The sequence below is a fragment of the Phreatobacter oligotrophus genome (assembly GCF_003046185.1).
Lineage (GTDB): Bacteria > Pseudomonadota > Alphaproteobacteria > Rhizobiales > Phreatobacteraceae > Phreatobacter > Phreatobacter oligotrophus.
The window spans coordinates 80,512-106,915 of record NZ_PZZL01000006.1; the positions used below are offsets into that span (position 1 = coordinate 80,512).

Genomic DNA, 26,404 nt, shown 5'->3' on the forward strand with positions numbered 1-26,404 from the left:
CGTCATGCCCCGCCGCATCATCGACCTGTCCGTGGCCCTACGCGCCGACATCGCTTCCGACCCGCCCTCGGCCCTGCCCTCCATCACCTATGTCGATCATCGCCAGTCCGTCGGGCAGATCCTGCCCTTCTTCCCCGGCCTGACGCAGGACGACCTGCCCGGCGGCGAGGGCTGGGCGGTGGAGCAGCTCAATGTCTCCACCCACAACGGCACGCATCTCGACGCGCCCTACCACTTCCACTCGACGACTGATGGCGGAAAGCCTGCCTGGACCATCGACGAGATGCCGCTCGACTGGTGCTTCCAGCGCGGCGTGAAGCTCGACTTCCGCCATTTCCACGATGGCTATGTGGCGACCCCGGCCGATGTCGAGGCGGAGCTGAAGCGCACCGGCGTGACCCTGCAGCCGCTCGACATCGTCGTGGTCAACACCGCCGCCGGCGCCCGCTACGGCGAGCCGGACTATGTCGGCCGCGGCTGCGGCATGGGCCGCGAGGCGACGCTCTATCTCACCGAGCGCGGCGTGAAGATCACCGGCACCGACGCCTGGAGCTGGGACGCGCCCTTCGTCCACACCGCCCGGAAATATGCGGAGACCGGCGACGCGAGCCTCATCTGGGAAGGCCATCGCGCCGGCATGGTGCGCGCTTATGGCCATATCGAGAAGATGACCAACCTCGATAAGCTTCCCGCCACCGGTTTCACCATCGCCTGCTTCCCCTTCAAGATCCACAAGGCCTCGGCCGGGTTCTGCCGGGCGGTCGCCATCTTCGAGGAGTGAACGTCCATGAAGCTCGTGACCTTCCTCGGCTCGCATGGCCGCGACCGGCTGGGCGCCATCATCGGGCCGCCCGGCGACGAGCATGTCCTCGACCTCGCCACCGCCGCCCATCGCGACCACGTCCCGGCCACCGCCTTCCGCTCCATGCTGGCGCTGATCGAGGCGGGGCCGCGCGCCCTCGACCAGGCGCGGACCCTTGCCGGGCGGCACCAGATCGACGAGGACATTGCCCGGCCGCTGGCGCGGGTGCGGCTGCGGGCGCCGATTCCCGTGCCGCCGCAGGTCCGCGACTTCTCGGTCTTCCCCCGCCACCTGCTCGATGCGCCGGTGGGCATGCGGCGCATCATCGCCCGGGCGAAAGGCGACGAGGCTGCGGCGCAGGCCCTGCAGCCCGCCGAGGAGGTCCCGCAGGTCTATCGCGACCGCCCCATCTACTATTTCACCAACCGCTTCTCGATCGTCGGGCCGGACACCGACGTGCTCTGGCCGTCCTATTCCAAGCTGATGGATTACGAACTGGAATTCGCCGCCGTGCTCTGGGGCGGCGGCGCCAACATCGCACCGGGCGAGGCCCACGCGCACATCTTCGGCTACACGATCTTCAACGATTTCTCGGCCCGCGACGCGCAGCTCGCGGAAATGGCGGGCATGCTCGGCCCCGCCAAGGGCAAGAGCTTCGACGCGGGCAATGCGCTCGGCCCCTACATCCTGACGGCCGACGAGATGCCAGACCCCTATGCGCTGAAGGCGACGGCCCAGGTGAACGGCGAGACCTGGACCGACAGCAGCACGAGGGGGATGCTCCACTCCTTCGAGGACATGATCGCCTATGTGTCGCGCGCCGAGACGCTGATGCCCGGCGAGGTCTTCGGCTCGGGCACGGTGAACGGCGGCTGCGGCCTCGAACACGACCGCTTCCTGAAGGGCGGCGACGTCGTGGAACTGAGCGTCGAGGGCCTCGGCACCCTGCGCAACCGCGTCCTCTCCTCCGCCGCGTGACACCATCCGGCCTCCGCCTTTCGGAAGAGGCGCGGGCGTGAGCCCGTGTCATCGTTTCGCCCTGCGGAACGAAATTTCACTGGTTTTCAACGGCTGAAGCGGGCCCAGGACCGGTTCGACCGGGGCGCGGGCGACTAAGGCCCCGGTTGGCAATGTGGCAAAACGACATTGCGGCGACCCGCCTTATCTGTTCACACTGCCGCCAACGATAACGGCCAGCCGAACAATCGGCAGCGCACAAGCGCCCGGCCTTCCAGGGAGGATACCGGCCAATGACATCCGTTGGCATTGCCGACGCGCATCCGGAATCCGCATCCGCGCCGCTTCTGGCGGTCCGAGGCATCTGCGTCCGCTTCGGCGGCATCATCGCCCTGAACGGCATATCCTTCGACGTCATGCCCGGTCATGTCGTCGGGCTCATCGGCCCCAATGGCGCCGGCAAGACCACGCTCTTCAACTGCCTGAGCCGCCTCTACATCCCGAACGAGGGCGACATCCTCTTCGAGGGCCGCTCGATCATGAATGCGCCGCGCCACGCCATCGCCGCCATCGGCATGGGGCGCACCTTCCAGAACGTCGCGCTGTTCGACCGCATGACCGTTCTCGACAACGTCAAGGTCGGCTGCCACAGCCAGAGCCGGGCGGGCTTCCTCGCCAGCGTCCTGCGCACCGGCGCGGTCACGGCGGAAGAAAAGATGATCGAGGACCGGGCGCGCGAACTCGTCGCCTTCATGGGCCTCGAATCCTTCGCCGCCATGCCGGCCGGCCCCCTGCCCTTCCCCATTCGCAAGCGTGTCGAGCTGGCCCGGGCGCTCGCCGCTCGCCCGAAGCTCCTCCTGCTCGACGAGCCGGCCGCCGGCCTCAACCACGACGAGATCGAGGTGCTGAAGGAGCAGATCCGCAGGGTCGTCGAGGTCCAGAAGGTCACGACGCTCCTGGTGGAGCATCACATGAGCCTCGTCATGTCGGTCTCCGACAAGGTGGTCGCCATCGACTTCGGCAAGAAGATCGCCGACGGGACGCCCGCGGAAGTGCAGCGCGACCCCGAGGTGATCCGCGCCTATCTCGGCACGGGGGCCTGACCATGGCGCCGCTGCTCGAAGTCTCCGGCCTCAAGGCCTATTACGGCGCAACCGAAGCCCTGCACGGCCTGTCTTTCGCCCTTGAGAAGGGCGGCATCACCACGCTGCTCGGCGCCAATGGCGCGGGCAAGACCACGACGCTGCGCGCCATCAGCGGCCTGGTGAAGCGCGACGGGCGCATCACCTTCGACGGCGAGGCCATCGATCGCGCCGCGACCGAGGACATTGCCCGCCGCGGCGTCGCCCATGTTCCGGAGGGCCGCGGCACCTTCACCGGCCTGTCGGTCGAGGAGAACCTCAAGATTGCCAGCTACGGGCGGCGCGACAAGTCGGGCGTCAAGCGCGACCTCGACCTCGTCTTCACGTACTTCCCGCGGCTGAAGGAGCGCCTCCACCAGCAGGCGGGCACCCTCTCGGGCGGCGAGCAGCAGATGCTCGCCATCTCCCGCGCGCTGATGCTCTCGCCGCGCCTGATGCTGCTGGACGAGCCCTCCTTCGGCCTCGCCCCGCTCATCGTCCAGGAGATCTTCCACATCATGCGGCGGATCAATGCCGAGGCCGGCGTCTCGATGCTGCTCGTCGAGCAGAACGCGGCGCTCGCCCTCGATCTCGCCGACACCGCCTATGTGCTGGAGACCGGCACCGTCGTGATGAGCGGGCCCGCGACCCAGCTCAAGAACGACGAGGGCATCCGCAAATCCTATCTCGGCTACTAGGCGAACGGGGACCGGCGCATGGAACAGCTGATCCAGCAGATCGCATCAGGCCTCGCATCGGGGGCCATCTACGCCCTCGTGGCGCTGGCCCTCGTCATGATCTTCACCGCCACCGACCACCTGAACTTCGCCCAGGGCGAGATGGCGATGTTCTCCACCTACATCTGCTGGCAGATGATCCAGTGGGGCGTGCCCTTCTGGCCGGCGCTGGCCTTCACCATCCTGTTCTCCTTCATCCTCGGCGTGATGATCGAGCGGATCATCCTGAGGCCGCTGCACAACGCCTCGGTGCTCTCCATCGTCGTCGTCTTCATTGGGCTGCTGGCCATCTTCCACTCCCTCGCCGGCGGCATCTGGAGCCACACGATCAAGAACTTCCCCTCGCCCTTCCCCAACGTGTCCTTCGCCGGGTCCGGCTATATCGGCGCCCACCAGATCGGCATGATCGCGGTCTCGCTCATCATGCTCTTCGGGCTCTGGGGCTTCTTCCGCTTCACGCCGCTGGGCCTTGCCATGCGGGCGGCGGCGCAGAACCCGGTCTCGGCCCGCCTCGTCGGCGTCAATGTCGACTGGATGCTGGCGCTCGGCTGGGGCCTAGCCGCCGCGGTCGGCGCGGTCGCCGGCGCCATGGTCGCCCCGGTCGTCTATCTCGAGCCCAACATGATGGCCTCGATCCTCCTCTACGGCTTTGCCGGGGCGCTGGTCGGCGGCATCTCCAACCCGGCCGGCGCCGTCTTCGGCGGATTCATGGTCGGGGTCTTGGAAAACCTCGTCGCCTATTTCGGCAACCTCACCGAGAAGACCTTCGGCATCTACATCGTCGGCAACGGCGAGAAGCTGACGGTCGCGCTGATCATCGTCATCGCCATCCTCACCCTGAAACCCGCCGGCCTGTTCGGCCGCACCACCGTGAAGAGGGTGTGAGCATGACCGCCGTGACCGCTCCGGGCGCCCCCACCGCCGATCCGGCCCGCAACATCACCCGCACCCTCGTCATCGGGCTGGTGCTGATGGCCGCCGCCCTGCCCTTCCTGGTGGGCAAGTCGGGCGTCATCTCCAACTTCACCTTCCTGCAGATGAGCCTGATGATCGTCTATGCGATCGCGGTGCTCGGCCTGAACCTGCTGACCGGCTTCAACGGCCAGATCTCGCTGGGCCACGGCGCTTTCTTCGCCGTCGGCGCCTATACCGCAGCCGTGCTGATCGAGACCTATGGCGTCAATTACTGGCTGACGCTTCCCGTCGCGGCCGTCCTCTGCTTCGTCATCGGCTATCTCTTCGGCCTACCGGCCCTGCGGCTCGAAGGGCACTATCTGGCGCTCGCCACCTTCGGCCTCGCCATCGCCGTGCCGCAGATGCTGAAATACAAGCACCTGGAGCCGATCACCAACGGCGTCATGGGCATCAACCTGATGAAGCCCGACGCGCCCTTCGGCCTGCCGCTTTCCTCCGACCAGTGGATGTTCCTGGTCGTGCTGATCGTCGCCGTGGCGATGTTCTGGGCGGCGCGCAACCTGCTGAACTCCCGGCCCGGCCGCGCCATGATCGCCATTCGCGACAACACGCTGGCCGCCGGCACGATGGGCATCGACACCTCACGCTACAAGGCAACGGTGTTCGGCATCTCGGCGCTCTATGTCGGCATAGCCGGCGCGCTCCACGCCATCATCTTCGAGTTCGTCTCGCCCGACAGTTTCCGCTTCGAGCTCTCCATCGCGATCCTCGTCGGCGCGGTGGTCGGCGGCGTCGCCTCGCTCCCCGGCGCCATCATCGGCGGCGTCTTCGTGCAGTTCATCGAGAAATATGCCGATGCGATGACGAAGAAGCTCACCCAGGCGATCCATCTGCCGCTCGAGCTGCAGCCCTGGACGCTCTACGGCATCACCCTCATCATCCTGATCTACGTCATGCCCGGCGGCATTGCCGGTGGCCTCGCCGCGCTCTGGGCGCGGTTCAGGCGGAGGGCCTGAGCCCGCCCCATCAGTGCATCACCCCATCACAAGCAGCCGGCCACAAGGCTGCCCCCACCCGACGGAGGAAACACCATGACTGAGATGAAGCGCAGAACAGTGATCGCAGGCCTCGGCGCCCTTGCCGTGACCCCGGTCTTCGCCCCCGCCATCGCCCAGAAGCGCTATGACGACGGCGCGAGCGACACCGAAATCAAGATCGGCAACATCATGCCCTATTCGGGCAATGCCTCGGCCTACGGCGTCATCGGCCGGACCTCCGAGGCGGTGATGAAGATGGTCAACGACGCCGGCGGCCTCAACGGCCGGAAGATCTCCTTCATCACCTATGACGACGGCTACTCGCCGCCCAAGGCGGTGGAAATGGTCCGCAAGCTGGTCGAGGAGGACAAGGTCCTGCTCGTCTTCAACCCGCTCGGCACGCCGTCCAACACGGCGATCCAGCGCTACCTCAACCAGCGCAAGGTGCCGCAGCTCTTCGTCGCCACCGGCGCCTCCAAGTGGGGCAACCCGCGCCAGTTCCCCTGGACCATGGGCTGGCAGCCCGACTACGCCACCGAGGGCGCGATCTACGCCAAGCACATCCTGGCGACGAAGCCCGACGCCAAGATCGGCGTGCTCATGCAGAACGACGACTACGGCAAGGACTACTTCAACGGCTTCAAGGCGGGCCTCGGCGCTGCCAACGAGCGCAAGATCGTCCAGCTCTCGACCTACGAGGTCACCGACCCGACCGTCGACAGCCAGATGATCCAGCTGAAGAATTCCGGCGCCGACGTGTTCTTCAACATCACCACGCCGAAGTTCGCGGCGCAGGCGATCAAGAAGGCGGCTGAGATCAGCTGGAAGCCGATCCACTATCTCAACAACGTCTCCTCCTCCTTCGGCTCGGTGCTCCAGCCGGCCGGCATCCAGAACTCGCAGGGGATCATGGTCGCGCTCTACCGCAAGGACGCGAACGATCCGCAATGGGCGAACTCGCCGGATGTCGTGGGATGGAAGGCCTTCATGGCCAAGTACATGCCGAATGCCGACATCCGCGACGACGGCCACAACTTCGGCTACTCGGTCGCCCACTCGCTGCTGCAGGTGCTGCGCCAGGCCGGCGACAACCTCACCCGCGAGAACGTCATGAAGGAAGCGGCGAACCTCAAGGGCTACGAGGCGCCGCTGCTGCTGCCCGGCATCAAGGTGAACACCTCTCCGACCGACTTCTACCCGATCCAGTCGGTCCAGCTCGCCCGCGTCGAAGGCGATACCTTCAAGCTGTTCGGCGACGTGCTTTCCAACGAGAGCACCTCCTGACGCTTGGACCTCGGCGGCGCGGGCCTCCCGCGCCGCCCCTTCCCGCCACCGCAGCCGGGCGCCGACAGCCATGTATCCGGGACACCACGCCAAGGCCCATCCGGACCGCGCCGCCTTTATCATGGCCGGCAGCGGCGAGACCGTCTCCTACCGGCAGTTCGAGGAGCGGGCCAATCGCCTCGCCCATCTCCTGCGGGCGCATGGCCTGAAGCGCCTCGACCACTACGCCATCTTCATGGAGAACAATGCCCGCTATCTCGAGGCCTGCGCGGCCGGCGAGCGGGCGGGGCTCTACTACACCTGCATCAACTCCTACCTGCTGGCGGATGAGCTCGCCTACATCCTCAACAACAGCGAGTCGAAGCTCCTCATCACCTCCCGCGCCAAGCGCGAGGTGGCCTTCCAGGCGCTGAAGCAGTGCCCGAACGTGACGCTCTGCCTCGTGGTCGATGGCGACCCGGCCGACGCCGCCCATCCCGATTTCGCGACCGCCGTGGCCAGGTACCCGGCGACACCGATTGCCGACGAGGCGCTCGGCACGCCGATGCTCTATTCCTCCGGCACGACCGGCCGGCCGAAGGGCATCCTGCGACCGCTGCCTGAGAACCCGCCGTCGGAGCCGCTGCCGCTCTATGTCTTCCTCGACAAGCTCTGGCGCTACCGCGAGGACATGATCTACCTCTCGCCGGCGCCGCTCTACCACTCGGCGCCCCAGGCGGCCGTGAGCCTCACCATCCGCCGCGGCGGCACGGTGGTGGTGATGGAGCATTTCGACCCCGAGGCCTATCTCGCCCTCATCGAGAAGCACCGGGTGACGCACAGCCAGCTCGTGCCGACCATGTTCTCGCGCATGCTGAAGCTGCCGCTGGAGGTGCGTGGGCGCTACGACCTCTCCTCGCTGGAAATCGCCGTCCATGCCGCCGCCCCCTGCCCGCCGCAGGTCAAGGAGGACATGATCGGCTGGTGGGGGCCGATCATCCACGAGTACTACGGGGCGACCGAGGCCATGGGCTTCACCGCCTGCGACAGCGCCGAATGGATGAGCCACCGCGGCACGGTCGGCCGGGTGCTGATGGGCGACCTCCACATCCTCGACGCCGAGATGCAGCCGGCGCCGAAGGGCGAGCCCGGCGAGATCTGGTTCAAGACCGCCAACCCCTTCGTCTATTTCAATGATCCCGAGCGCACCGCCGCCTCGCGCTCGCCCGATGGCACCATGTCGACGGTGGGGGACGTCGGCTATGTCGACGACGAGGGCTTCCTCTACCTCACCGACCGCTCGACCTTCATGATCATCTCCGGCGGGGTGAACATCTACCCGCAGGAATGCGAGAACCTGCTCATCACCCATCCCAAGGTCGCCGATGCCGCCGTCTTCGGCGTGCCGAACGAGGACCTGGGCGAGGAGGTGAAGGCGGTGGTGCAGCCCATGCCCGGCGTCGAACCCGGTCCGGCCCTGGCTGAGGAGCTCATCGCCTTCTGCCGCGCCCACCTGTCGGCGCAGAAGTGCCCGCGCTCCATCGACTTCATGGACCAGCTGCCGCGGCTGCCGACCGGCAAGCTCTACAAGAAGGGCCTGCGCGACCGCTACTGGGGCGACCGCAAGGTGCGCATCGTCTGACCGGCTGCCCTGCGGGACGCCGCCTTGCGATACCGTCGCGGGCGCGCTTGGCTCCGCCCCGCGAGGACAAGCCATGCAGCGCCAGATCATCGAGGTACCCGTCATTTCCGAGGCGATCCGCCGCCTCGGCGCACCGACCTCGGCGCTGGTGCGCGCCGGCGACCTGCTCTTCACCTGCGGCATGCCCCCGATCGACACGGTCACCGGCGACATCGTCTCCGGCGACATCGAGCGGCAGACGGAGGCTGCCATCGACGCGCTGGACGTCGTGCTCCGCTTCGGCGGCTCGTCGCTCGACCAGGTGGTGAAGGCGATCGTCTTCGTCACCGATCCCGCGCTCACGGGCGGGGTCAACGCCGTCTATCGCCGCCGCTTCGCCTCCGGCTTCCCCGCCCGCACCAGCGCCGCCATCAAGCCCTGGCCGCTCGCCTTCGACATCGAGATCGAATGCGTCGCCGCAATCCCCTGAGCGCCCTGCCCCGCCCCCAGGGCAAGCCGCCCACGGCACGCCGGACACTCCTGAAAGATACATACTTGACTGTTTGTTTTTTGGCCGCCACCGTCCCTGCCCGGAACCTCCGGCACGATCGCGACGGCGGGGATACCGCGGGTCTGTTGCACGGCGCGCGGCTTCCGTGGAACGATCGTGCCCGGCCGCGACCTGATCGAGAAAAAGACATCCTGTCCGCGCCGCCCGCCCTCATGGGGATGGACCGGAGCGCAAGCCTGAGGACACGACCATGAGCCTGACCCTGTTCCGCAATTTCCGGCTGCTCGATCCCGCCGTCGCCGACGAGCTGGTCGAGGGCTACGAGCTCCTCATCGAGGGCGACAAGGTCAAGGAGCTCTCGGACAAGCCGATCAAGGCCTCCAAGGCCACTGTCGTGAATTGCGGCAAGCGCACGATGATGCCGGGCCTGGTCGACTGCCACGTCCATGTCATCGCCACCATGGTCAATATCGGCCAGAACGCGCTGGTCCCCGACGCGCTCATCGCCTACCGCGCCGCCCGCATCATGAAGGGCATGCTCGACCGCGGCTTCACCACGGTTCGCGACCTCGGCGGCGCCACCTATCCCCTGGTCGAGGCGCAGGAGCAGGGCCTGATCGAGGCGCCCCGCCTCATCATCCCCGGCAAGGCGCTCTCCCAGACCGGCGGCCACGGCGACTCGCGCTCCCGCTACGACCGCCGCGATCCCGAAACCTGGACCCGCTCGCTCGGCTCGCTCGGCCGCCTCGCCGACGGCGTCGACGCCGTGCGCCAAGCCTGCCGCGAAGAGATCAAGCAGGGCGCGCATTTCATCAAGATCATGGCGAATGGCGGCGTCGCCTCGCCGAATGATCCGATCCACTTCCTCGGCTATTCCCGCGAGGAGATCCTCGCCGCCGTCGAGGAGGCCTCCAATGCCGGCACCTATGTAGCTGCCCACCTCTACACCGACGAGGCCATCCGCCGTGCCGTCGAATGCGGCGTCCACAGCCTCGAGCACTGCAACCTGATCCAGCCCAAGACGGCGAAGTTTGCTGCCGAAAAAGGCGCCATCGCCTGCCCGACGCTGGTCACCTACGAATATCTCGGCGTCGAGGGCCCTTCGCTCGGCCTCGACCCGATCTCGGTCGCCAAGGTCGACACGGTGCGCCTCGCCGGGATGAAGTCGCTGGAGATCATGCACAAGGCCAAGCTCACCATGGCCTATGGCTCGGACCTCCTGGGCGAGATGCATCGCCACCAGTCCGAGGAATTCGTCATCCGCGGCCGCGTCCTGCCCACCATTGAGGTGATCCGCTCGGCCACCATGCATGCCGCGACGCTCTGCAAGCGCGAGGGCAAGATCGGCACGCTGAAGGCCGGCGCCTATGCCGACGCCATCCTCGTCGACGGCAATCCGCTGAAGGACCTGTCGCTGCTGACCAACCAGGGCGCCCACATGGCCCTGATCATGCAGGGCGGCCGCATGCACAAGAACCAGCTCTCCTGAGCTGACGGCACGAGGACAAGGCGAGCCATGACGGGGCAGCGGGCATGATGGCGGACGGGAGGCTGGCGGGACGGGTGGCCCTCTACGGGGTCGCCTGGGCGACTCTCGGCTTCATCCTGCTGCCGCTCATCTTCGTCACCTGGCTCGCCTTCTTCGCCCAGGAAATCCCCTCCTTCCCGCCAGAGGGCTATTCCGTGAAGTGGTTCGGCGCCATCGCCGACAACCGCAACTTCATGACGGGTTTCGCCACCAGCCTGCAGGTGGCGGTGGCGGCGACCGTCATCGGCCTGCTCCTCGCGGTGCCGGCGAGCCTCATCCTCGCCCGCCGGCAATTCCTCGGCAGCGCGGCGCTGAACCAGCTGCTGCTGCTGCCGCTGGTCGTGCCGGGCGTCGTCATGGGCACCTCGATCTACGTCTTCCAGATCGAGACGGAGATCGCCACCGGCCTGCCGCTCCTCGGCTCGCTCGGCGGCCTCGTCGCCGGCCACACGCTGCTGGTCATTCCCTGGACCGTCCGCCTTGTCACCGCGAGCCTTACCAATCTCGACCGGGCGGCGGAGGAAGCCGCCCAGAGCCTCGGCGCGGACCAGTGGGCCACCTTCTTCCGCGTCACCCTGCCCGCCATCCGGCCGGGCGTCGTCGCGGGCGCGCTCTTCGGCTTCGTCACCTCCTTCGGCAATCTGGAGATGAGCCTGTTCCTGGTGGGGCCAGGCCGCATCACCCTGCCGATCGCCATCCTCCAGTATCTCGAATGGAAGATCGACCCGACGGTCGCCGCCGTGTCGGTCATCCAGATCCTCGTCATCGCGGTCGCCATGGTGATCACCGACCGCTACGTGAAGCTTGCCCGAGTCGTCTGATCCATGGCCTCCCTCACCCTCGACGGTCTGACCAAGAGCTACGGCGACAACACGGTCGTGCAATCCGTCTCGCTCGACGTGAAGGACGGCGAGTTCCTCGTGCTGCTCGGCCCCTCCGGCTGCGGCAAGACCACGACGCTGCGCATGATCGCCGGCTTCGTGCCGCCGAGCGGCGGGTCCATCCGCATCGGCGAGCGCGACATCACCCAGCTGCCTCCCTGGAAGCGCAATGCCGGCCTGGTCTTCCAGAGCTACGCGCTCTTCCCCCACATGACGGTCGCCGAGAACGTCGCCTTCGGCCTGGAGATGCGGAAGGTGGCGAAGGCCGAGATCGGCCCGCGCGTCGCCGAGGCGCTGCGCCTCGTCCGCCTCGAAGGCTATGGCGAGCGCTATCCGCGCCAGCTCTCCGGCGGACAGCAGCAGCGCGTGGCGCTCGCCCGCGCCCTGGTCATCCGCCCCGACGTCCTGCTCCTCGACGAGCCGCTGTCCAACCTCGACGCCAAGCTGCGCCTCGAGGTGAGGCTTGAGATCCGCGCGCTGCAGCAGCAGCTCGGCCTCACCACCGTCATGGTCACCCATGACCAGGAGGAGGCCCTCACCATGGCCGACCGCCTCGTCGTCATGTCGGAGGGCCGCGTGCGGCAGGTCGGCAGCCAGGCCGATCTCTACGAGCGCCCCGCCGACCTCTTCGTCGCCGATTTCGTCGGCCGGTCCACCATGATCGCCGGCACGGTCACCGGGCCGGGCGCCTTCCGCTCGGATGGCGGCCTGACGCTGCGCTGTGCCGGGGAGGCGCCGCAGGGCCCGGCGACGGTGGCCTTGCGCCCCGAGCGCCTGACCCTCGGCGCGGAAGCGGCCGGCCTCGACAACCACGCCGCCGGCACGGTCTCCTTCGTCTCCTATCTCGGCGCCATGCTCGACGTGCACGTGCGCCTCAACGACACCGACCATGTGGTCGCGCAGATTCCGAACCGGGCCGATGGCCGCATCCCCGCCGTGGGCGATGCGATCACCATCGGCTGGCCAGCCTCAGCCTGCCTCGTCTTTCCACGCGAGGCCGCATGACCCCGCGGCACCGCCGCCAACTGGGAATCCAGAAGGGAGAACTGACATGACGAAGTTCACGAAGGGAATCGACCGGCGCACGACGCTGAAGGGCATGGGCCTCGCCTCTGCCGGCGCGCTCCTGCCGGCGGGCCTCGGGCAGACGGCCTCCGCGCAGGCTGCCGGCCGCGTCGTCGTCGGCACGTGGGGCGGCGACTATGCCCGCCTCCTCACCAAGAATGTCGAGGACCCGTTCCTCAAGCCCAAGGGCTTCGAGGTGGTGCAGGATCAGGCCTCCGACGCCCCGCGCCGCGCCAAGATGGCCGCCGAGCGCCGCCTGCCCCGCGGCACGACCGACATCCAGGGCCTGTCGGCCGCCAACATGTTCGAGATGAACGCCGCGGGCCTCTCCGAGCCCATCGACTATTCGAAGCTCAAGAACGCCGGCAACATCATCCCGATCGCCAAGTACCCCTATGGCATCGGCCACATCATCTCGGGCAAGGTCGTCGTCTATAACCCGAAGCTCGTGACCCCCGCGCCGACCTCCTACAAGGACTGCTTCGACCCCAAGCACGGCTCGAAGATGGGCTTCATCGACATCCAGTATCAGTACGTGATGATGGCCGCCGGCCTCGCCGCTGCCGGCGACATGACGGCGCTGGAGAAGGCCAAGGAGGTGCTGCTCGCGGCCAAGCGCGCCGGCGCCCGCATCTACCCGACCAACGAGGCCTTCGCCCAGGCGCTGAAGACCGAGGAGATCACCATCGGCCTGATGTGGAAGGCGCGTGCCGTGCAGTGGCAGAACGCCGGCATCACCGTCGACTCCGTCGCCCCGAGCGAGGGCACCCTCGCCTACATTTCCGGCTTCATGATCCCGAAGAACGCGCCCAACAAGGCCGGCGCCTATGCCTACATGGACGCCATGCTGGAGAAGGGCGCGCAGGAGGCCTTCGCCGTCGACATGGGCTATGCGCCGACCGTCACCAATGCCCAGGTCGCGCCCGACCTCATGAAGCGCATCGGCTTCACCGAGGAAGAGAACAAGAAGATGCGCGACCTCGACTACGACTTCCTCGCCAAGAACGATGCGGCGATGAAGGAGTGGTGGGACAAGGTCTTCAAGGCCTGAGAGACGGAGATCCGGCTCGCCATGGCCACCCTCACCCAAAGACCGGTCGGCGAGCCGGGCGCGCTCACGGCGGCGGGGCTTCTCGTCCCCGCCAGCCTCTTCGTGGCGATCGGGCTCCTCGTGCCCATCGCCATCCTCTTCCGCTACAGCCTGAACGCCTTCGAGCCCGGCAAGCTGATGGTCGATGCCCTGACCATCGCCAATTACGTCAAGTTCTTCAGCGATCCCTTCTACCTGCAGGTGCTCTGGCGGACCATCCGCGTGGCGGTGGCCTGCACGGTGTTCTGCCTCCTTCTCGGCTTTCCGCTCGCCTATGTGCTGGCCCGGACCCAGTCGCGGTTCAAGAACCTGCTGGTCATGGCGATCGTTTTGCCGCTCTTCGTCGGCAATGCCGTGCGCGCCGCCGGCTGGATGGTGGCCTTCGGCTCCAAGGGCTTCGTCAATGCAAGCCTCATGGGCCTCGGCCTCACCTCCGCGCCCATCGAGATCATGTACACCGAGTTCGCCGTCGTGGTCGGCATCATCGCGGTGAACCTGCCCTTCATGGTGCTGACGCTGCAGAGCGTCATCGAAGGCATCGACCGCAATGTCGAGGAGGCGGCCTTCTCGCTCGGCGCGCCGCCTATGACCATGGCGATGCGCGTGCTCTTTCCCCTCGCCCTTCCCGGCATCCTTGCCGGCGTCATCCTCACCTTCATCCTGGCGATGAACGCCTATGCGACGCCGGTGTTGCTCGGCGGGCCGAAGTTCCAGACCATGGGTCCGCTGGTCTTCTCCACCTTCGCCCAGCAAAACAACTGGCCCTTCGGCGGCGCGGTCTCCTTCGTGCTGATGACCGCGACGCTGATCCTGACCGTCGCCTCGAGCCTGCTCATCCGCCGCCGCTACGCCTGAGCGGCGGCCGCACGATCAGCCGAAAGCGTCCGCCGAGCGGCGGACCTCCTGCGCGGCGCCGTCGATCTCCTCGGTCGCGCGCGCGATCGAGTTCATGCTCGATGACACCGCCGCGACGCCTTCGGCCGCCACCCTCATCGCCTCCGACATCTCGGTCGTCACCGCGCTCTGCTGCTCGACAGCCGCCGCAATGGCAGCCGAAATCGAGTTGATCGCGGTGATCGTGGCGGTGATCTCGTCGATGGCTGCCACCGCCTCGCGCGTCGAGGTCTGGACGGACCCGATTTGGGTCCCGATCTCCTCGGTGGCGCGGGCCGTCTGGTTGGCAAGGCTCTTCACCTCGGTGGCGACGACCGCGAAGCCCTTGCCCGCCTCGCCGGCCCGCGCCGCCTCGATGGTGGCGTTGAGGGCGAGCAGGTTGGTCTGCGCGGCGATCGTGTTGATGAGCTGGACGACGTCGCCGATCTTCTGCGCCGCCGAGGTGAGGCCCGACACGATCTCGTTGGTTCGGGCTGCCTCGTCGACGGCCCGGGTGGCGATGTCGCGGGCCTGCGAGACCTGCCGGCTTATCTCGCCGACGGAGGCCGAGATCTCCTCCGTGCCGGCAGCCACCGCCTGGACATTGCCGGAGGTCTGGGTCGATGCGGCCGCCGCGGCGGTCGCCTCGTGCATGGCGCTGTTGACGGAGGAGGCGATCGTCCCGAGGCCGGCGGCGATCTGCTTCTGGATGCCGGCGCGGCGCTGCTGCTCGGCGACCTGGGCCGTCACGTCGGTGGCGAACTTGACGACCTTGAAGGGCCGGCCGGCCATGTCGAGGATCGGATTGTAGGTGGCCTGGATCCAGACCTCGCGGCCGCCCTTGCCGAGGCGCCGATACTGGCCGGCCTGATACTCGCCGCGGCGCAGGGCGTCCCAGAAGGCGCGATAGGCGGCCGTGTTGCGCTCGGCGGGATCGACGAACAGGCTGTGATGCTGCCCTTTCACCTCATCGAGACGGTAGCCGAGAGCCTTCAGGAAGTTGTCGTTGGCATCCAGGACCGTGCCGTCGAGGGCAAAGGTGATGATGGCCTGGGACTGGTTGATCGCCGCAATCTGGCCGGACAGGTCCGCCTGGCGCAGCATCTCCGCGGTGATGTCCGTCGCGATCTTGATGACGCGGACAACCTTGCCGTTCGCACCGGTGACAGGATTGTAGCTCGCCCGGATCCAGACATCGCGGCCGCCCTTGCCGATGCGGCGGCATTCGGCCTGCTGGTAGCGGCCGGCGCGCAGCTCATCCCAGAACTTCCGGTATTCCGGCGAGTCCGCCTCGCCCGCCGGCATGAACATCCGGTGTTTCTGGCCGCGGATTTCCTCCAGCCGATAGCCCATGGCCTGCTGGAAGTTGTCGTTGGCGTCGAGGATCGTCGCATCGGGCGCGAAGGAGATGACGGCATGCGAGCGGCCGATGGCATCCAGCATCGCGCGGTCGTAACGCTTGAAGAGCTGCAGCATGAGGTGATCCAGTCTCGCGGAGTTCGGGGCTTTCCCACACCCATCTACCGTCAGAGGAATGTGGTTAAGCGGGCGTGAACGACACAACCCAAACGGGCGTGAGCGAGTAGCGTGGCGGAGAGATAAAAGCTTGAAAAGGTTCAGTTATCCTGCGCCACAGAAGCGGTTGTGCGTGGAATTGTCGCAACGCAATATCGTGGGATTTGCCCCCCACAACCCTCACGTCCGGTGGACAAGCTCGGCAAGGTCATCGAGCCGTTGTCCGGCATCCAGCCGTCGCCACGTGATCACGCCGAGGTCATAGGCCTGTTGGGCCGCCACGGTCTCCACAGTCGCATCCGACGGATCGCCCTGCCGGGCAGCGACACGCGCCGCCAGCCTGTCCGCCGGCAGGTCGAGCCACACCCCATCGAACGGCACGCCCGCCGCCGTTGCCACGGCTCCGATGGCCTCGCGCTCCGCGGGCCTGACATGGACGGCGTCCACCACCACCGCCACGCCGCTCGCGAGGAGCGCAGCGGCGCGCTGGCGCATCGCCCCGTAGACGGCGGTGGAGACCTCCGGCCGATAGGCCTCGGGACCGAGGCGCTCCAGCGCACCAACCCCGAACATCTGCTTGCGGATGCGGTCGCTGGAGAGGATGCGCGCACCCGGCAGCGCCCCGAGGCGCGGCGCCATCGCGCCCGCGAGGCTCGATTTGCCGGAGCCGCTGAGGCCCCCCACCGCAACGAGCCGCGGCGGCACCGGCGCCAGCGCCGAGCGGGCCAGCGAAAGATACTGATCCCCCTTGGCCTGGTCGCCCGCGGCGGCGGCCACATGGGCGCGCACGGCAGCGCGCACCGCCATCAGCAACGGCAGGACTGCAAGGCCGGCCTCATCGCCGGTTGCGTCACACCAGCGGTTCATCAGCCGGTTTGCCGCCACCGCCTGGCCGCGATGGGCGAGGTCCATCACGGCAAAGGCCACGTCGTAGAGGACATCGGTGGTGGCGAGGTCCTCGTCGAATTCCAGCGCGTCGAAGATGACCGGCTCGCCGTCGATCCGGCAGATATTGCTGAGGTGGAGGTCGCCATGGCACCGCCGCACCCGGCCGGATGCGGCGCGGCTGTCGAGAAGCCCGGCGTGACGGGCAAGCGCTGCGCGGAACACGGCGTCGAGCGCCTCGGCGCCGGTCGCGTCCAGTAGCCCGCTGTCCACGAAGGCGCGGCGGTTGACGGCGAGCACCCGGCCCATGCGCGCCGCGCCGGCAGCATCCGGACAGATCTCGGCCGCGGCATGGAGCCTGGCGATCGCGGTGGCGAGACCATCGACCAGAGCCCCCGAGAGCGGCCCTTCCTGCGCCAGCCGGTCGAGCAGGCCCGCCTCGTCGAAGGGATGCATCCAGACCACCGCATCGACCAGCGGCCCCTCCCCGTCGAAGGCGAGACCGTCTTCACCGCTGCGGGTGATGCGCCGCACGCCGCGATAGATCCGCCCCTGCGGATCGCTGCGCCGGTTGATCGCCAGTTCGCGCTCGCAGCAGGCGAGCCGACGCTCCGGACTGGAGAAGTCGAGATAGGCGGTCGTCAGCGGTTTCTTGAGCTTGAAGACGTCATGCCGGCCGATGATGACCTCGGAGGCATGGGTGGCGACGCGCCGCGCGCCCTCCCCCGCCATGGCCAGGAGAAAGCCGACCACCTGTTCATCGGCATAAGCTGGTCCCACAAGCCTCTCCTGCCATCGACGCGCCTGCCTAGCGCGGCGAAGGCGGCGGCACCATGACACGGATCATGTGACCTTACGGTTTGTCGATCCGGTAGAGGCGAGCGAAGGGTCTCACCGCCACCTCGCGGATGCCGGGAACATCGCCGATCTGCCGGCCGACATTGGGCAGGTCGGCATTGATCACCAGCAGGTAGTGGAACCTGCGGCGCCAGTCCGCGAGGTAGTGGAAGTCGATGAGCGCCTCCGGCGCGTCGAGTTCATCGAGATTGGGAGTGCCACCCTCGGGCACTGCCAGTTGGATCCACGGCGGCAGCACCTTGAGCGGCTGTTTGCCGGCGGCGGAGAAGACCGTCGGCACGAAGGCCTGGCGCCAGATGACCAGCAGGGTCGGCAGATGGCGGAAGATCGGCTCGCCATGGGCATAGCGGCCGAGCGGCGCGCGCGGATCGGAAACGGAGCCTGTGAACTGTTCGGCGACCAGGACGGCAGAGCCGGGCTCGATGGTGGCGGAGACCGCCCGAAGATCGCGCACCGCCGCCTGCTGGCCAGACCAGACCGTGCCGATGAAGGCGGCCCGGGCGATAACGGCGCCGAGCAGGAGGCAGCCGACCAGAACCTGTCCGCGCACTGTCGCGGGCAGTTGCGGACGCACGGAGGCCGCCCACATCAAACCCGCCATGGCCGGCAAACGCTTCTCGATCCAACCCGTTCCGAACAGGGTCGATGGGACAAAATGGCAAAGGACGAAGAGCGTGACGGCAAGCCAGAACAGCCCGAAATGCATCTGCAGCCGGCCGCGCAGGAGCGCAAAGACCGGCAGAGACATGATGGCGAAGACGGTCAGCAGGTCCGGGACGAGGTCGTAGGTCTTCAGCGGTGTGAGCATGATCGACAGATGCTCCAGAACCGTCGGCGGCGGAAACTGCAGCATCGTCGCTTTGAATTGGGCTCCCGCGCCCGGCACGACATGCGCTCCGGGCAGGCGCGGGGCAAAGAGCGCCAGGGCCACGACCGGCAGGACACAAGCGGCGGTGGCGTAGACAAGGCGTCTGACGATGAGGCGTCGCGCGATCGGCTGCTCCACCGGTGGGCGCCGCCGGCCGACATCGAGCCCAACGAGCAGCAGCAGGAAGAACATTAGCCCGAAGACGTGGACGACCATCAGCCCGGTCGCCATCGCCGCCCGCGCCGCGAAGCGTCTCCAGCGGGACAGGCCCGTCAGGCGCGTGTCGAGAGCCGCGGCGAACAAGGCGCAGCCAAGACCGAGCTGGAAGCTCAGCAGCCCGCCCACGACGATGAAGTTCCAGGCGAGCAGGAACAGCCCGACATGCCAGATATGGGGCCCGCCGAAGAGGGCCCGGTTGAGAACGATCAGCCCCGCCGGGACAATCAGCAGGGACAGGGCGACGAGCGCCGGCCCCAGGGCGTCGAAGGGCAGGACCTGCCCGAGCACCATGCCGAGATGGTCGAGGCCGAGATTGGTCCAGGCGAGGCTCCAGTCGGGCTGGTACATCGCGGCGACCGGTGTCCCCTTCGCATAGCCGAGGAGCACCCACAGCCGCGCCAGATGGTTCGGGACATCCCAGAGATAGGGCATCGGCGCCACGGCCAACGGCGCGACCACGGCGATGGCGGCAAGGCCCACAAGGGCAGCAATGAGCCGGCGCGGCGGGTGAAACCCCACGGATGGGCGGGACGACATGGCGGGGATCACCTTCCGAGGGACATCAGCGTGCCGTCCCGAAGACGCGCCGCATCAGCAGGAACGAGGCGACGGTGGTGATGCCGATCGCCACGACCTTGCCGACGATGGGCCAGCCGGTGAGGCGGTGGACCAGCCAGAAGGTCACCGTGCCGATGCTGAACTGCACGGCAAGCACGCCGATGAAGGGGACCACCGTCCGCCACCGGGCAATGTCCGCGAAACGGCGGCCGAAGGTCAGCAGCCCGTTCATCAGGAAGCTGTTCAGCCCGCCGGCGGCAAAGCCGATGACATGGGCGAGGAGCGGTGGCACGCCCACCCCCATGGCCAGAAGGAAGACGATCACGTCGATCAGCGAATTGACGACGCCGACGCCGAGGAAGGCCGCGATCCTGCCAAAGGCCTGTGGCAGCACCGGTCAGGCCCGCGGCGGAACGGCCGGGACGGCGAGCCCGGGGAGGGCGATCGCGGCCCCGGAAGGCGACACCAGCGGAGCGGGACCATCGTCGATCCGGGCAGAGATGACCGCGTCGACGATGTAGTGGGGGCGGTGCTTCGACTCGATCACCAGCCGGCCGAGATATTCGCCGATGATGCCGAGAACGACGAGCTGCACCGCCGAGAAGGTCGTCACCGCGATGAACAGGCTGGTCCAGCCATCCACCACATGGCCGCGAGCCCATTGCACGGCGCTGTAGCCCATCAGCATGAGCGCCAGGCCCGCGGCGGCGAAGCCCAGCCAGCTCGCCAGCCGCAACGGCTTGATCGAGAAGGAGGTCAGGGCGTCGAGGGCGAAGCGCAGCATCTTCGCCAGCGGATATTTGGTCTCGCCGGCAAAGCGCGCCTCCCGCACATAGTCGATCGGCTCCTGCCGGCCGCCCAGCCAGCTGACGAGCCCGCGGGTGAAACGATGCTGCTCGGGCAGCGCCAGCAGCAGATCGACGACCCGTCGCGTCATGAGCCTGAAATCGCCCGCATCGACCGGGATGTCGACGGAGGAGAGCTGGCGCAGCAGCCGGTAGAACAGGGCGGCGGAGCCGCGCTTGAAGGCGGTCTCGCCCACCCGCTCCACCCGCCGGCCATAGACGACGTCGGCGCCGCCATTCATCTGGCACATCATCGGGCCGATGAGTTCCGGGGGGTCCTGCAGGTCGGCGTCGATGAGCAGCACCCGCGCGCCGCGGGCCGCCCTCAGACCTGCCAGGACCGCCATCTGGTGGCCGAAATTGCGCCTCAGCCGGATGGCGATGATCCGCGGATCATGGGCCGCCGCCGCCGCCATGATGGGCCAGGTGCCGTCGGTCGACCCGTCATCGACGAGGACGATCTCGAAATTGCCGCCCGTGGCCGTCTCGGCCGCAGCGGTCATGCGCACCAGGAACGCGCTGACGCCCTCGGCCTCGTTGAAACAGGGGGCGACGACCGACAAGACCGGCGCCGTTGCGTCCCGATCGACCATGCCCCGCCCCTCACGCACCACGCGGCCGCACTGACAGTGCGGCTGAGCCATCCTCCCGCAGAGGAAGACGGCGGCGTTGAAAATACACGGGAAGTCGAAAGGCTACAACCGGGAAGCGTGGCTCTGCGTCACCGCGCGTGGTGGCGGCGGCATCACCACGAGCCGATGGCTAAACCGCCAGATCTCGCATGACCTGGATGAGGTCACTCTTGCCCTCGAAGCCGATGCCCGGCAGGTCCGGCATGACGATATGGCCATCCTCGACGCGGACGCTGTCAGGGAAGCCGCCATAGGGCTGGAAGAGGTCCGGATAGCTCTCGTTGCCACCGAGGCCGAGGCCGGCGGCGATGTTAAGCGACATCTGGTGGCCGCCATGGGGGATGCAGCGGGCCGGCGACCAGCCCTGCTGCGCCAGCACGTCGAGGGTGCGCAGATACTCGACGAGCCCATAGGAGAGCGCGCAGTCGAACTGCAGCCAGTCGCGATCGGGCCGCATGCCGCCATAGCGCAGGAGGTTCCGCGCATCCTGGTGGGAGAAGAGGTTCTCGCCCGTCGCCATGGGGCCGGGATAGAACTCCGCCAGCGCCGCCTGCAGCGCATAGTCAAGCGGATCGCCCGCCTCCTCGTACCAGAACAGCGGATAGTCGCGGAGCATCTTGGCATAGGCGATGGCGGTCTCGAGGTCGAAGCGGCCATTGGCGTCGACGGCGAGGCGCGCCTTGGACCCGATCTCGGTCAGCACCGTCTCGATGCGCCGGCGGTCCTCGGCGAGCGTCGCGCCGCCGATCTTCATCTTCACGACCGTGTAGCCGCGGTCGAGATAGCTCCTCATCTCCGCCCGCAGCGCCGTGTCATCCTTGCCGGGATAGTAATAGCCGCCGGCCGCATAGACGAAGACTCGTCGGTCGGCCTCGCGGCCCTTCATCTCCGCCAGCAGGCGGAACAGCGGCTTGCCCGCGATCTTGGCGACCGCGTCCCACACCGCCATGTCGAGCGTGCCGACGGCGACCGACCGTTCGCCATGGCCGCCCGGCTTCTCGTTGACCATCATCGCCGCCCAGACCCGGTGCGGATCGAGATTGTCGCCGGCCTCGTTCAGAAGGCTCTTCGGCTCGGCCTCGAGGATGCGGCCGCGGAAACGCTCGCGGATGAGCCCGCCCTGGCCGTAGCGGCCATTGGAATTGAAGCCGTAGCCGACGACCCGCCGGCCGTCGCGCACCACGTCGGTCACCACCGCGACCAGGCTCGCGGTCATCTTGGTGAAGTCGATATAGGCGTTGCGGATGGGCGAGGCGATCGGCTTGGTGACCTCGACGACGTCGACGATGCGCATGGGATGTCCTGGCGGCGGATGGGGCTCGGCCGAGGGATAGAGCGTCGGGCAGTGCGAGGCCAGCGGATTTGGTGGGCCCGGAGGGACTCGAACCCCCAACCAAGCGGTTATGAGCCGCCGGCTCTAACCATTGAGCTACAGGCCCACCGTGCCGGCGGTGACGCGCGGCGTGCCGCGAAAAGGCCGCAAGGAAACCCTTGGGGCGGCACGAACAGGTGATGGCATTTGGCCTTGTCGGCGTCAATCGCCGCGCCGCTGCAACCTGGGGGATAGGATGACCACCACCGACCGCCTGACGACCCGCGCCCTTGCGCCCGCTCTGCCCCGCCGTGCGCTGGCCGGTCTCGCGCTCGCCGCCGGACTTGGCCTGTCCGCCCTCCCCGCCCTCGCGCAGGTCGCCCAGCCCCGCCAGATCGCCGTGCAGGGCGAGGGCCAGGCCTCGGCGGCCCCGACCGAGGCCTTCATCGCCGGCGGCACGCAGATCCAGGCCCGCACCGCCCGCGAGGCCATGGACGGCAATGCCCGCGCCATGCGCCAGGTGCAGGAGGCGCTGCGCCAGGCCGGCATCGCCGACCGGGACGTCGCGAGTTCCGGCCTCAGCCTCCAGCCGCAGTTGGAGTATCCGAGCGGCGGGAGGCCGCGCGTCACCGGCTATGTCGCGGGACACCGGCTGCGGGTCCGGGTGCGTGACCTCGCCACCCTCGGCGACGTGCTCGACAAGATGGTGGCGGCGGGGGCCAACCAGATCGACGGGCTGCAGCTGAGCGTGCCGGACTGGTCCGCCAAGGTGGACGAGGCCCGCGAGGCGGCCATCGTCGATGCGCGCCGCAAGGCCGAGGTTCTGGCCAAGTCCGCCGGCGCCCGGCTCGGCAAGGTCCTGTCGATCACCGAAAGCGGCGGGGCCTTGCCGCCGCCGGTCATGCGCTCGCGCGCCTCGGGCGTCTCGGCCGCCTATGAATCGACGCCGATCGCCACGGGCGACCAGACCTTCCGCCTGTCGGTGTCGATCGCCTGGGAGCTGGTGGACTGACCGCCTATTCGGCCGCCGCGTCCGGCGCGCCGAACTGGATGGCGACGTAATGCGCGTAGAGCCCGTTGCGGGCGATGAGATCGGCATGGGTGCCGGTCTCGACCACGCGTCCCGCCTCGATCACGATGATCCGGTCGGCGCGCATCACCGTCGACAGGCGGTGGGCGATGACGATGGAGGTGCGCCCGTCGAGGAGCTGGTCGAGGGCGCGCTGCACCTCGAACTCGCTTTCGGAATCGAGCGCCGAGGTCGCCTCGTCGAGCAGCATGATCGGCGCATTCTTCAGGATCGCGCGGGCAATGGCGACGCGCTGGCGCTGGCCGCCGGACAGGCCCTGCCCGTGCTCGCCGATCAGCGTCTCGTAGCCCTCGGGCAGGCCGGTGATGAAGTCATGGGCGTGGGCGGCCCGGGCCGCGGCGATGATCTCGTCCTCGGTGGCGCCGGGACGGCCGACGGCGATGTTCTCGCGCACCGTGCCCTGGAACAGGAAGACGTCCTGGCTGACGAAAGCCATGGCGCCGCGCAGCGAGGCGACGGTGACATCGCGCACGTCCTGGCCATCGACGGTGATGGCGCCGGCCTCGACGTCGAAGAAGCGCTGCACGAGGGAGATGATGGTGGACTTGCCGCCGCCCGAAGGACCGACCAGCGCCGTGGTCTTGCCGCCGGCGGCGATGAAGGACAGGTCCCGCACCACCGGCTCGCCGGACTGGTAGCCGAAGGTGACCTTGTCGAAGGCGACGGTGCCGGCCCCCACGGCGAGCTGGGTGGCGTCGGGCTTTTCCTTCAGCGTCGACTCGGTGTCGAGGAGTTCGTACATCAGGCGGACGCCGACAAGGCCTTTCTCGACCTCGACGCCGAGCCGCGCGAGGCGCTTCGCCGGGTCATAGGCCAGCAGCAGCGCCGTGACGAAGGCGAAGAAGGCGCCGGCATCCACGCCCTGGTGGATGACGCGCCACGCGCCGTAGACGATGGCGGCCGAGATGGCGAGGCCGCCGAGGGTCTCCATCAGCGGTGCGGTGCGGGCGCCGAGGGTCGCGATCTTGTCGGCGCGCTGGCGCACCGCGTCGATCGTCTCCTCCATGCGCGCCTGCATCCGGTCCTCCATGCCGAAGGACTTGACGATGCGGACGCCCTGCACCGTCTCCTGCACGACATTGACCATGGAGGAGAGCGAGGTGAACTCGCTCTGGGCAAGGCGCCGCACCCGGCGGCGCAGGCGGTTCACGCCGAGCACCGCGAAGGGCATGACGAGCCCGGAGACGACGAACATCAGCGGGTCGGAATAGATCATCACGCCGATGAGGCCGATGACGGTCAGGAGGTCGCGCCCGACCGTCGTGACGATGTTCTGCAGCACGTCGCGCGCCGCCTGGGCATTGTGGGTCACGCGGGTGACGAGATCGGCCGAGACATGCTGCTGGTAGAAGTCGACGCCCTGTCCGAGCAGGTGGCGGAAGATGCGCGCCTGCTGGGCCGCGACGATGGCATTGCCGATCCGCGCCAGGATGATGTTGGACAGATAGGCCGCGACGCCCTTGATCAGGAAGACGGTGAAGACGGTGACGCCGAACCAGACGGCCAGCGTGAAGTCGCGATTCTGGAACACGCCGTTGATGAGGTCGCGCATGATCCAGGCGGACATGGCGGTACAGCCGGCGACGATCGCCATGCAGACGAAGGCGAGCGCATAGCGCGACGCATAGGTGCTGATGCTCTCGGAGACCAGGCGCTTGAGGGTCTGGCCACGCTGGGCATCGAGCTTGGAGAGGAGGCCGGGCAGCCGCATGAAGCCGTGGGTGCTCACCGAGGATACAAAGTCGCCGCATAACAGGTTTCGGCAGCCCGACCAAGGCGAAGGGCCCCATACCACGCGTCAAACTTGGACTAGGCCACCTGCGCAGGCGCTTGCGGGCGGCCGCCGGGCGGTGCCATGACAGGGGCCATGGCCACGATCGACACGCTCTTCGTCACCCGCCTCTACCGCGCCGCCCTTGGCCCGGAGGACGCCCCGCTCCTCGCGGAGATCGAGGCATCCTGCCGCTCGCTGGCCGTGGACGATGCCGCCGGCATCCGCTGGTGCGCCCGCAACGGCTATCCGGGCTATACCAGCTACGCCTCGCTGAACGACCTGCCCTGGCGCTTCCCCGCCTTCAAGGCGCTTGCCCGCCGGCTCGACCGCCATGTCGCGGATTTCGCCAAGGACCTCGCCCTCGATCTCGGCCGCCGCAAGCTGGCGCTCGATTCGCTCTGGGTGAACGTGCTGCCAGAGGGCGGCGCCCATGCCTCCCACATCCACCCGCACAGCGTCGTCTCCGGCACGCTCTACGTCGCCATGCCGAAAGGCGCCGCGGCGCTGAAGCTCGAGGACCCGCGCCACGCCCAGATGATGGCCCATCCGCCGCGCAAGGCGAATGCGCCGCGCGAGCTGCAGCCGCATGTGTCGGTGGCGACCGCACCCGGCGACATCCTGTTGTGGGAGAGCTTCGTGCGCCACGAAGTGCCGGTGAACCGGAGCCCCGAGGAGCGGATCTCGGTGAGCTTCAACTACCGCTGGGGGCCGTGACGGCCTCGGGCAGCGGCGGCACCGGCCGCGGCTTGCCCTCCTCGTCGATGGCGACGAAGGCGAAGGTCGCCTGGGTCACCAGTTCGCGCAGGGTCGAGCGGAAGCGCTGCGCCCAGGCCTCCACATGGATCTTCATGGAGGTGCGGCCGACGTGGAAGACCTCCGTATAGACCTCCAGCACGTCGCCGACGCCCATGGGGCGGATGAAGGTCATCGCCTCCACCGCCACGGTGACGACGCGGCCCTGCGCCCGCTCCACCCCGGCAATGCCGCCCGCCTGGTCCATGCGGGCCATGACCCAGCCGCCGAAAATGTCGCCATTGGCATTGGTATCGGCCGGCATGGCGCTGATCCGCACCGTGAGCTGGCCGCGCGGTCGGGAAGGCGCGGGCCGGGGGCTGGAGGTCATGGCTGATTCCGCTCTCGTGTCCTTCGACGATTTGACGCAGGTCCGGCGGGTCGTGGCAATCGGCCCCGCGAACGGCCCCGGAGCCGCACCCGCGGCGCGCCCCTCAGCGGGAAGTCCAGATTTTCCGGGTGTATCGGCAGTTTTTCCGCTAGTTCGCAGCATCCGTCCGGGCACCGGGAAATTTATTGTCTTGCAATTGGCAGACAAAGGGCCTATCTCTGATCGACGTTTCGGCCGTTCTTTTTTGGCCCCGCGCCCTCCAATTCGGCGCACCGCTGACAAAAATCATCGAAACCGTACCAACGAACTTCTCGTGCCTGACGC

At 67.9% G+C, this 26,404-nt stretch carries 24 protein-coding genes and 1 tRNA gene; 16 read left to right on the forward strand and 9 right to left on the reverse strand.

The window, feature by feature from the left end; genetic code table 11:
* Positions 1-4: 4 nt before the first annotated feature.
* The 14 genes from C8P69_RS14815 (at position 5) to C8P69_RS14880 (ending at position 14,383) form a co-directional block, all read left to right on the forward strand.
* Positions 5-781, forward strand: coding sequence for a cyclase family protein (locus C8P69_RS14815; RefSeq protein ID WP_108178207.1), 777 nt, complete (start codon positions 5-7; stop codon positions 779-781).
* Positions 782-787: 6 nt separating this feature from the next.
* Positions 788-1,780, forward strand: coding sequence for a fumarylacetoacetate hydrolase family protein (locus C8P69_RS14820; protein WP_108178208.1), 993 nt, complete (start codon positions 788-790; stop codon positions 1,778-1,780).
* A gap of 371 nt (positions 1,781-2,151) precedes the next feature.
* Positions 2,152-2,862: an ABC transporter ATP-binding protein gene (locus tag C8P69_RS14825; protein WP_420541423.1), complete on the forward strand. Its 711-nt coding sequence runs from the start codon at positions 2,152-2,154 to the stop codon at positions 2,860-2,862.
* A 2-nt stretch (positions 2,863-2,864) separates the two neighbouring features.
* The gene (locus C8P69_RS14830) at positions 2,865-3,578 is read left to right on the forward strand and encodes an ABC transporter ATP-binding protein (RefSeq protein WP_108178210.1); all 714 of its coding nucleotides are present in this window, start codon (positions 2,865-2,867) and stop codon (positions 3,576-3,578) included.
* A gap of 18 nt (positions 3,579-3,596) precedes the next feature.
* Positions 3,597-4,502: a branched-chain amino acid ABC transporter permease gene (locus C8P69_RS14835; RefSeq protein WP_108178211.1), complete on the forward strand. Its 906-nt coding sequence runs from the start codon at positions 3,597-3,599 to the stop codon at positions 4,500-4,502.
* Between the two features lie 2 nt (positions 4,503-4,504).
* Positions 4,505-5,548, forward strand: a complete 1,044-nt coding sequence (locus C8P69_RS14840; RefSeq protein ID WP_108178212.1) for a branched-chain amino acid ABC transporter permease — start codon at positions 4,505-4,507, stop codon at positions 5,546-5,548.
* A gap of 75 nt (positions 5,549-5,623) precedes the next feature.
* Positions 5,624-6,853, forward strand: a complete 1,230-nt coding sequence (locus tag C8P69_RS14845; RefSeq protein ID WP_108178213.1) for an ABC transporter substrate-binding protein — start codon at positions 5,624-5,626, stop codon at positions 6,851-6,853.
* A 70-nt stretch (positions 6,854-6,923) separates the two neighbouring features.
* Positions 6,924-8,474 carry an AMP-binding protein gene (locus C8P69_RS14850; RefSeq protein WP_108178214.1) on the forward strand — a complete coding sequence of 517 codons (1,551 nt, stop codon included), beginning with the start codon at positions 6,924-6,926 and terminating at the stop codon, positions 8,472-8,474.
* Positions 8,475-8,547: 73 nt separating this feature from the next.
* Entirely contained in the window at positions 8,548-8,943 is a 396-nt protein-coding gene (locus C8P69_RS14855) for a RidA family protein (protein ID WP_108178215.1), read from the forward strand.
* A 271-nt stretch (positions 8,944-9,214) separates the two neighbouring features.
* Positions 9,215-10,453 carry a metal-dependent hydrolase family protein gene (locus C8P69_RS14860; RefSeq protein ID WP_108178216.1) on the forward strand — a complete coding sequence of 413 codons (1,239 nt, stop codon included), beginning with the start codon at positions 9,215-9,217 and terminating at the stop codon, positions 10,451-10,453.
* A gap of 74 nt (positions 10,454-10,527) precedes the next feature.
* Positions 10,528-11,313 (forward strand): ABC transporter permease, encoded by a 786-nt coding sequence (locus tag C8P69_RS14865; RefSeq protein ID WP_245902060.1) that lies wholly within the window; start codon positions 10,528-10,530, stop codon positions 11,311-11,313.
* A gap of 3 nt (positions 11,314-11,316) precedes the next feature.
* The gene (locus tag C8P69_RS14870; RefSeq protein WP_108178218.1) at positions 11,317-12,378 is read left to right on the forward strand and encodes an ABC transporter ATP-binding protein; all 1,062 of its coding nucleotides are present in this window, start codon (positions 11,317-11,319) and stop codon (positions 12,376-12,378) included.
* A gap of 46 nt (positions 12,379-12,424) precedes the next feature.
* Entirely contained in the window at positions 12,425-13,489 is a 1,065-nt protein-coding gene (locus C8P69_RS14875) for an ABC transporter substrate-binding protein (protein WP_170118254.1), read from the forward strand.
* 21 nt (positions 13,490-13,510) lie between these two features.
* On the forward strand, positions 13,511-14,383 hold the full coding sequence (locus tag C8P69_RS14880) for an ABC transporter permease (RefSeq protein WP_108178220.1): 873 nt from the start codon (positions 13,511-13,513) through the stop codon (positions 14,381-14,383).
* A 15-nt stretch (positions 14,384-14,398) separates the two neighbouring features.
* Here the strand turns inward: C8P69_RS14880 and C8P69_RS14885 are convergent, their stop codons facing one another.
* The 7 genes from C8P69_RS14885 to C8P69_RS14915 all read right to left on the reverse strand — a co-directional run bounded on the left by C8P69_RS14885 (position 14,399) and on the right by C8P69_RS14915 (position 22,220).
* Positions 14,399-15,877: a methyl-accepting chemotaxis protein gene (locus C8P69_RS14885; RefSeq protein WP_108178221.1), complete on the reverse strand. Its 1,479-nt coding sequence runs from the start codon at positions 15,875-15,877 to the stop codon at positions 14,399-14,401.
* A 219-nt stretch (positions 15,878-16,096) separates the two neighbouring features.
* On the reverse strand, positions 16,097-17,581 hold the full coding sequence (locus C8P69_RS14890; protein WP_146167347.1) for a bifunctional aminoglycoside phosphotransferase/ATP-binding protein: 1,485 nt from the start codon (positions 17,579-17,581) through the stop codon (positions 16,097-16,099).
* A 73-nt stretch (positions 17,582-17,654) separates the two neighbouring features.
* The gene (locus C8P69_RS14895; RefSeq protein WP_146167348.1) at positions 17,655-19,283 is read right to left on the reverse strand and encodes a hypothetical protein; all 1,629 of its coding nucleotides are present in this window, start codon (positions 19,281-19,283) and stop codon (positions 17,655-17,657) included.
* Positions 19,284-19,308: 25 nt separating this feature from the next.
* Positions 19,309-19,698, reverse strand: coding sequence for a GtrA family protein (locus C8P69_RS14900; protein WP_108178224.1), 390 nt, complete (start codon positions 19,696-19,698; stop codon positions 19,309-19,311).
* A 3-nt stretch (positions 19,699-19,701) separates the two neighbouring features.
* Positions 19,702-20,742, reverse strand: coding sequence for a glycosyltransferase family 2 protein (locus tag C8P69_RS14905; protein WP_108178225.1), 1,041 nt, complete (start codon positions 20,740-20,742; stop codon positions 19,702-19,704).
* Between the two features lie 169 nt (positions 20,743-20,911).
* The gene (locus tag C8P69_RS14910) at positions 20,912-22,075 is read right to left on the reverse strand and encodes a mandelate racemase/muconate lactonizing enzyme family protein (RefSeq protein WP_108178226.1); all 1,164 of its coding nucleotides are present in this window, start codon (positions 22,073-22,075) and stop codon (positions 20,912-20,914) included.
* 69 nt (positions 22,076-22,144) lie between these two features.
* Positions 22,145-22,220, reverse strand: a tRNA-Ile gene (locus C8P69_RS14915).
* 129 nt (positions 22,221-22,349) lie between these two features.
* Here C8P69_RS14915 and C8P69_RS14920 point away from each other — a divergent pair.
* Positions 22,350-23,105 (forward strand): SIMPL domain-containing protein, encoded by a 756-nt coding sequence (locus C8P69_RS14920; RefSeq protein ID WP_108178227.1) that lies wholly within the window; start codon positions 22,350-22,352, stop codon positions 23,103-23,105.
* A 4-nt stretch (positions 23,106-23,109) separates the two neighbouring features.
* Here C8P69_RS14920 and C8P69_RS14925 read toward each other — a convergent pair whose 3' ends face one another.
* Entirely contained in the window at positions 23,110-24,912 is a 1,803-nt protein-coding gene (locus C8P69_RS14925; RefSeq protein WP_245902061.1) for an ABC transporter ATP-binding protein, read from the reverse strand.
* Between the two features lie 138 nt (positions 24,913-25,050).
* Here C8P69_RS14925 and C8P69_RS14930 point away from each other — a divergent pair, with 138 nt between their 5' ends.
* Complete coding sequence (locus C8P69_RS14930) at positions 25,051-25,671, forward strand: TIGR02466 family protein (protein WP_108178228.1); 621 nt, start codon at positions 25,051-25,053, stop codon at positions 25,669-25,671.
* Here C8P69_RS14930 and C8P69_RS14935 read toward each other — a convergent pair.
* On the reverse strand, positions 25,649-26,080 hold the full coding sequence (locus C8P69_RS14935; protein ID WP_108178229.1) for an acyl-CoA thioesterase: 432 nt from the start codon (positions 26,078-26,080) through the stop codon (positions 25,649-25,651). The two genes, C8P69_RS14930 and C8P69_RS14935, sit on opposite strands and share 23 nt — an antisense overlap.
* Positions 26,081-26,404 lie beyond the last annotated feature (324 nt).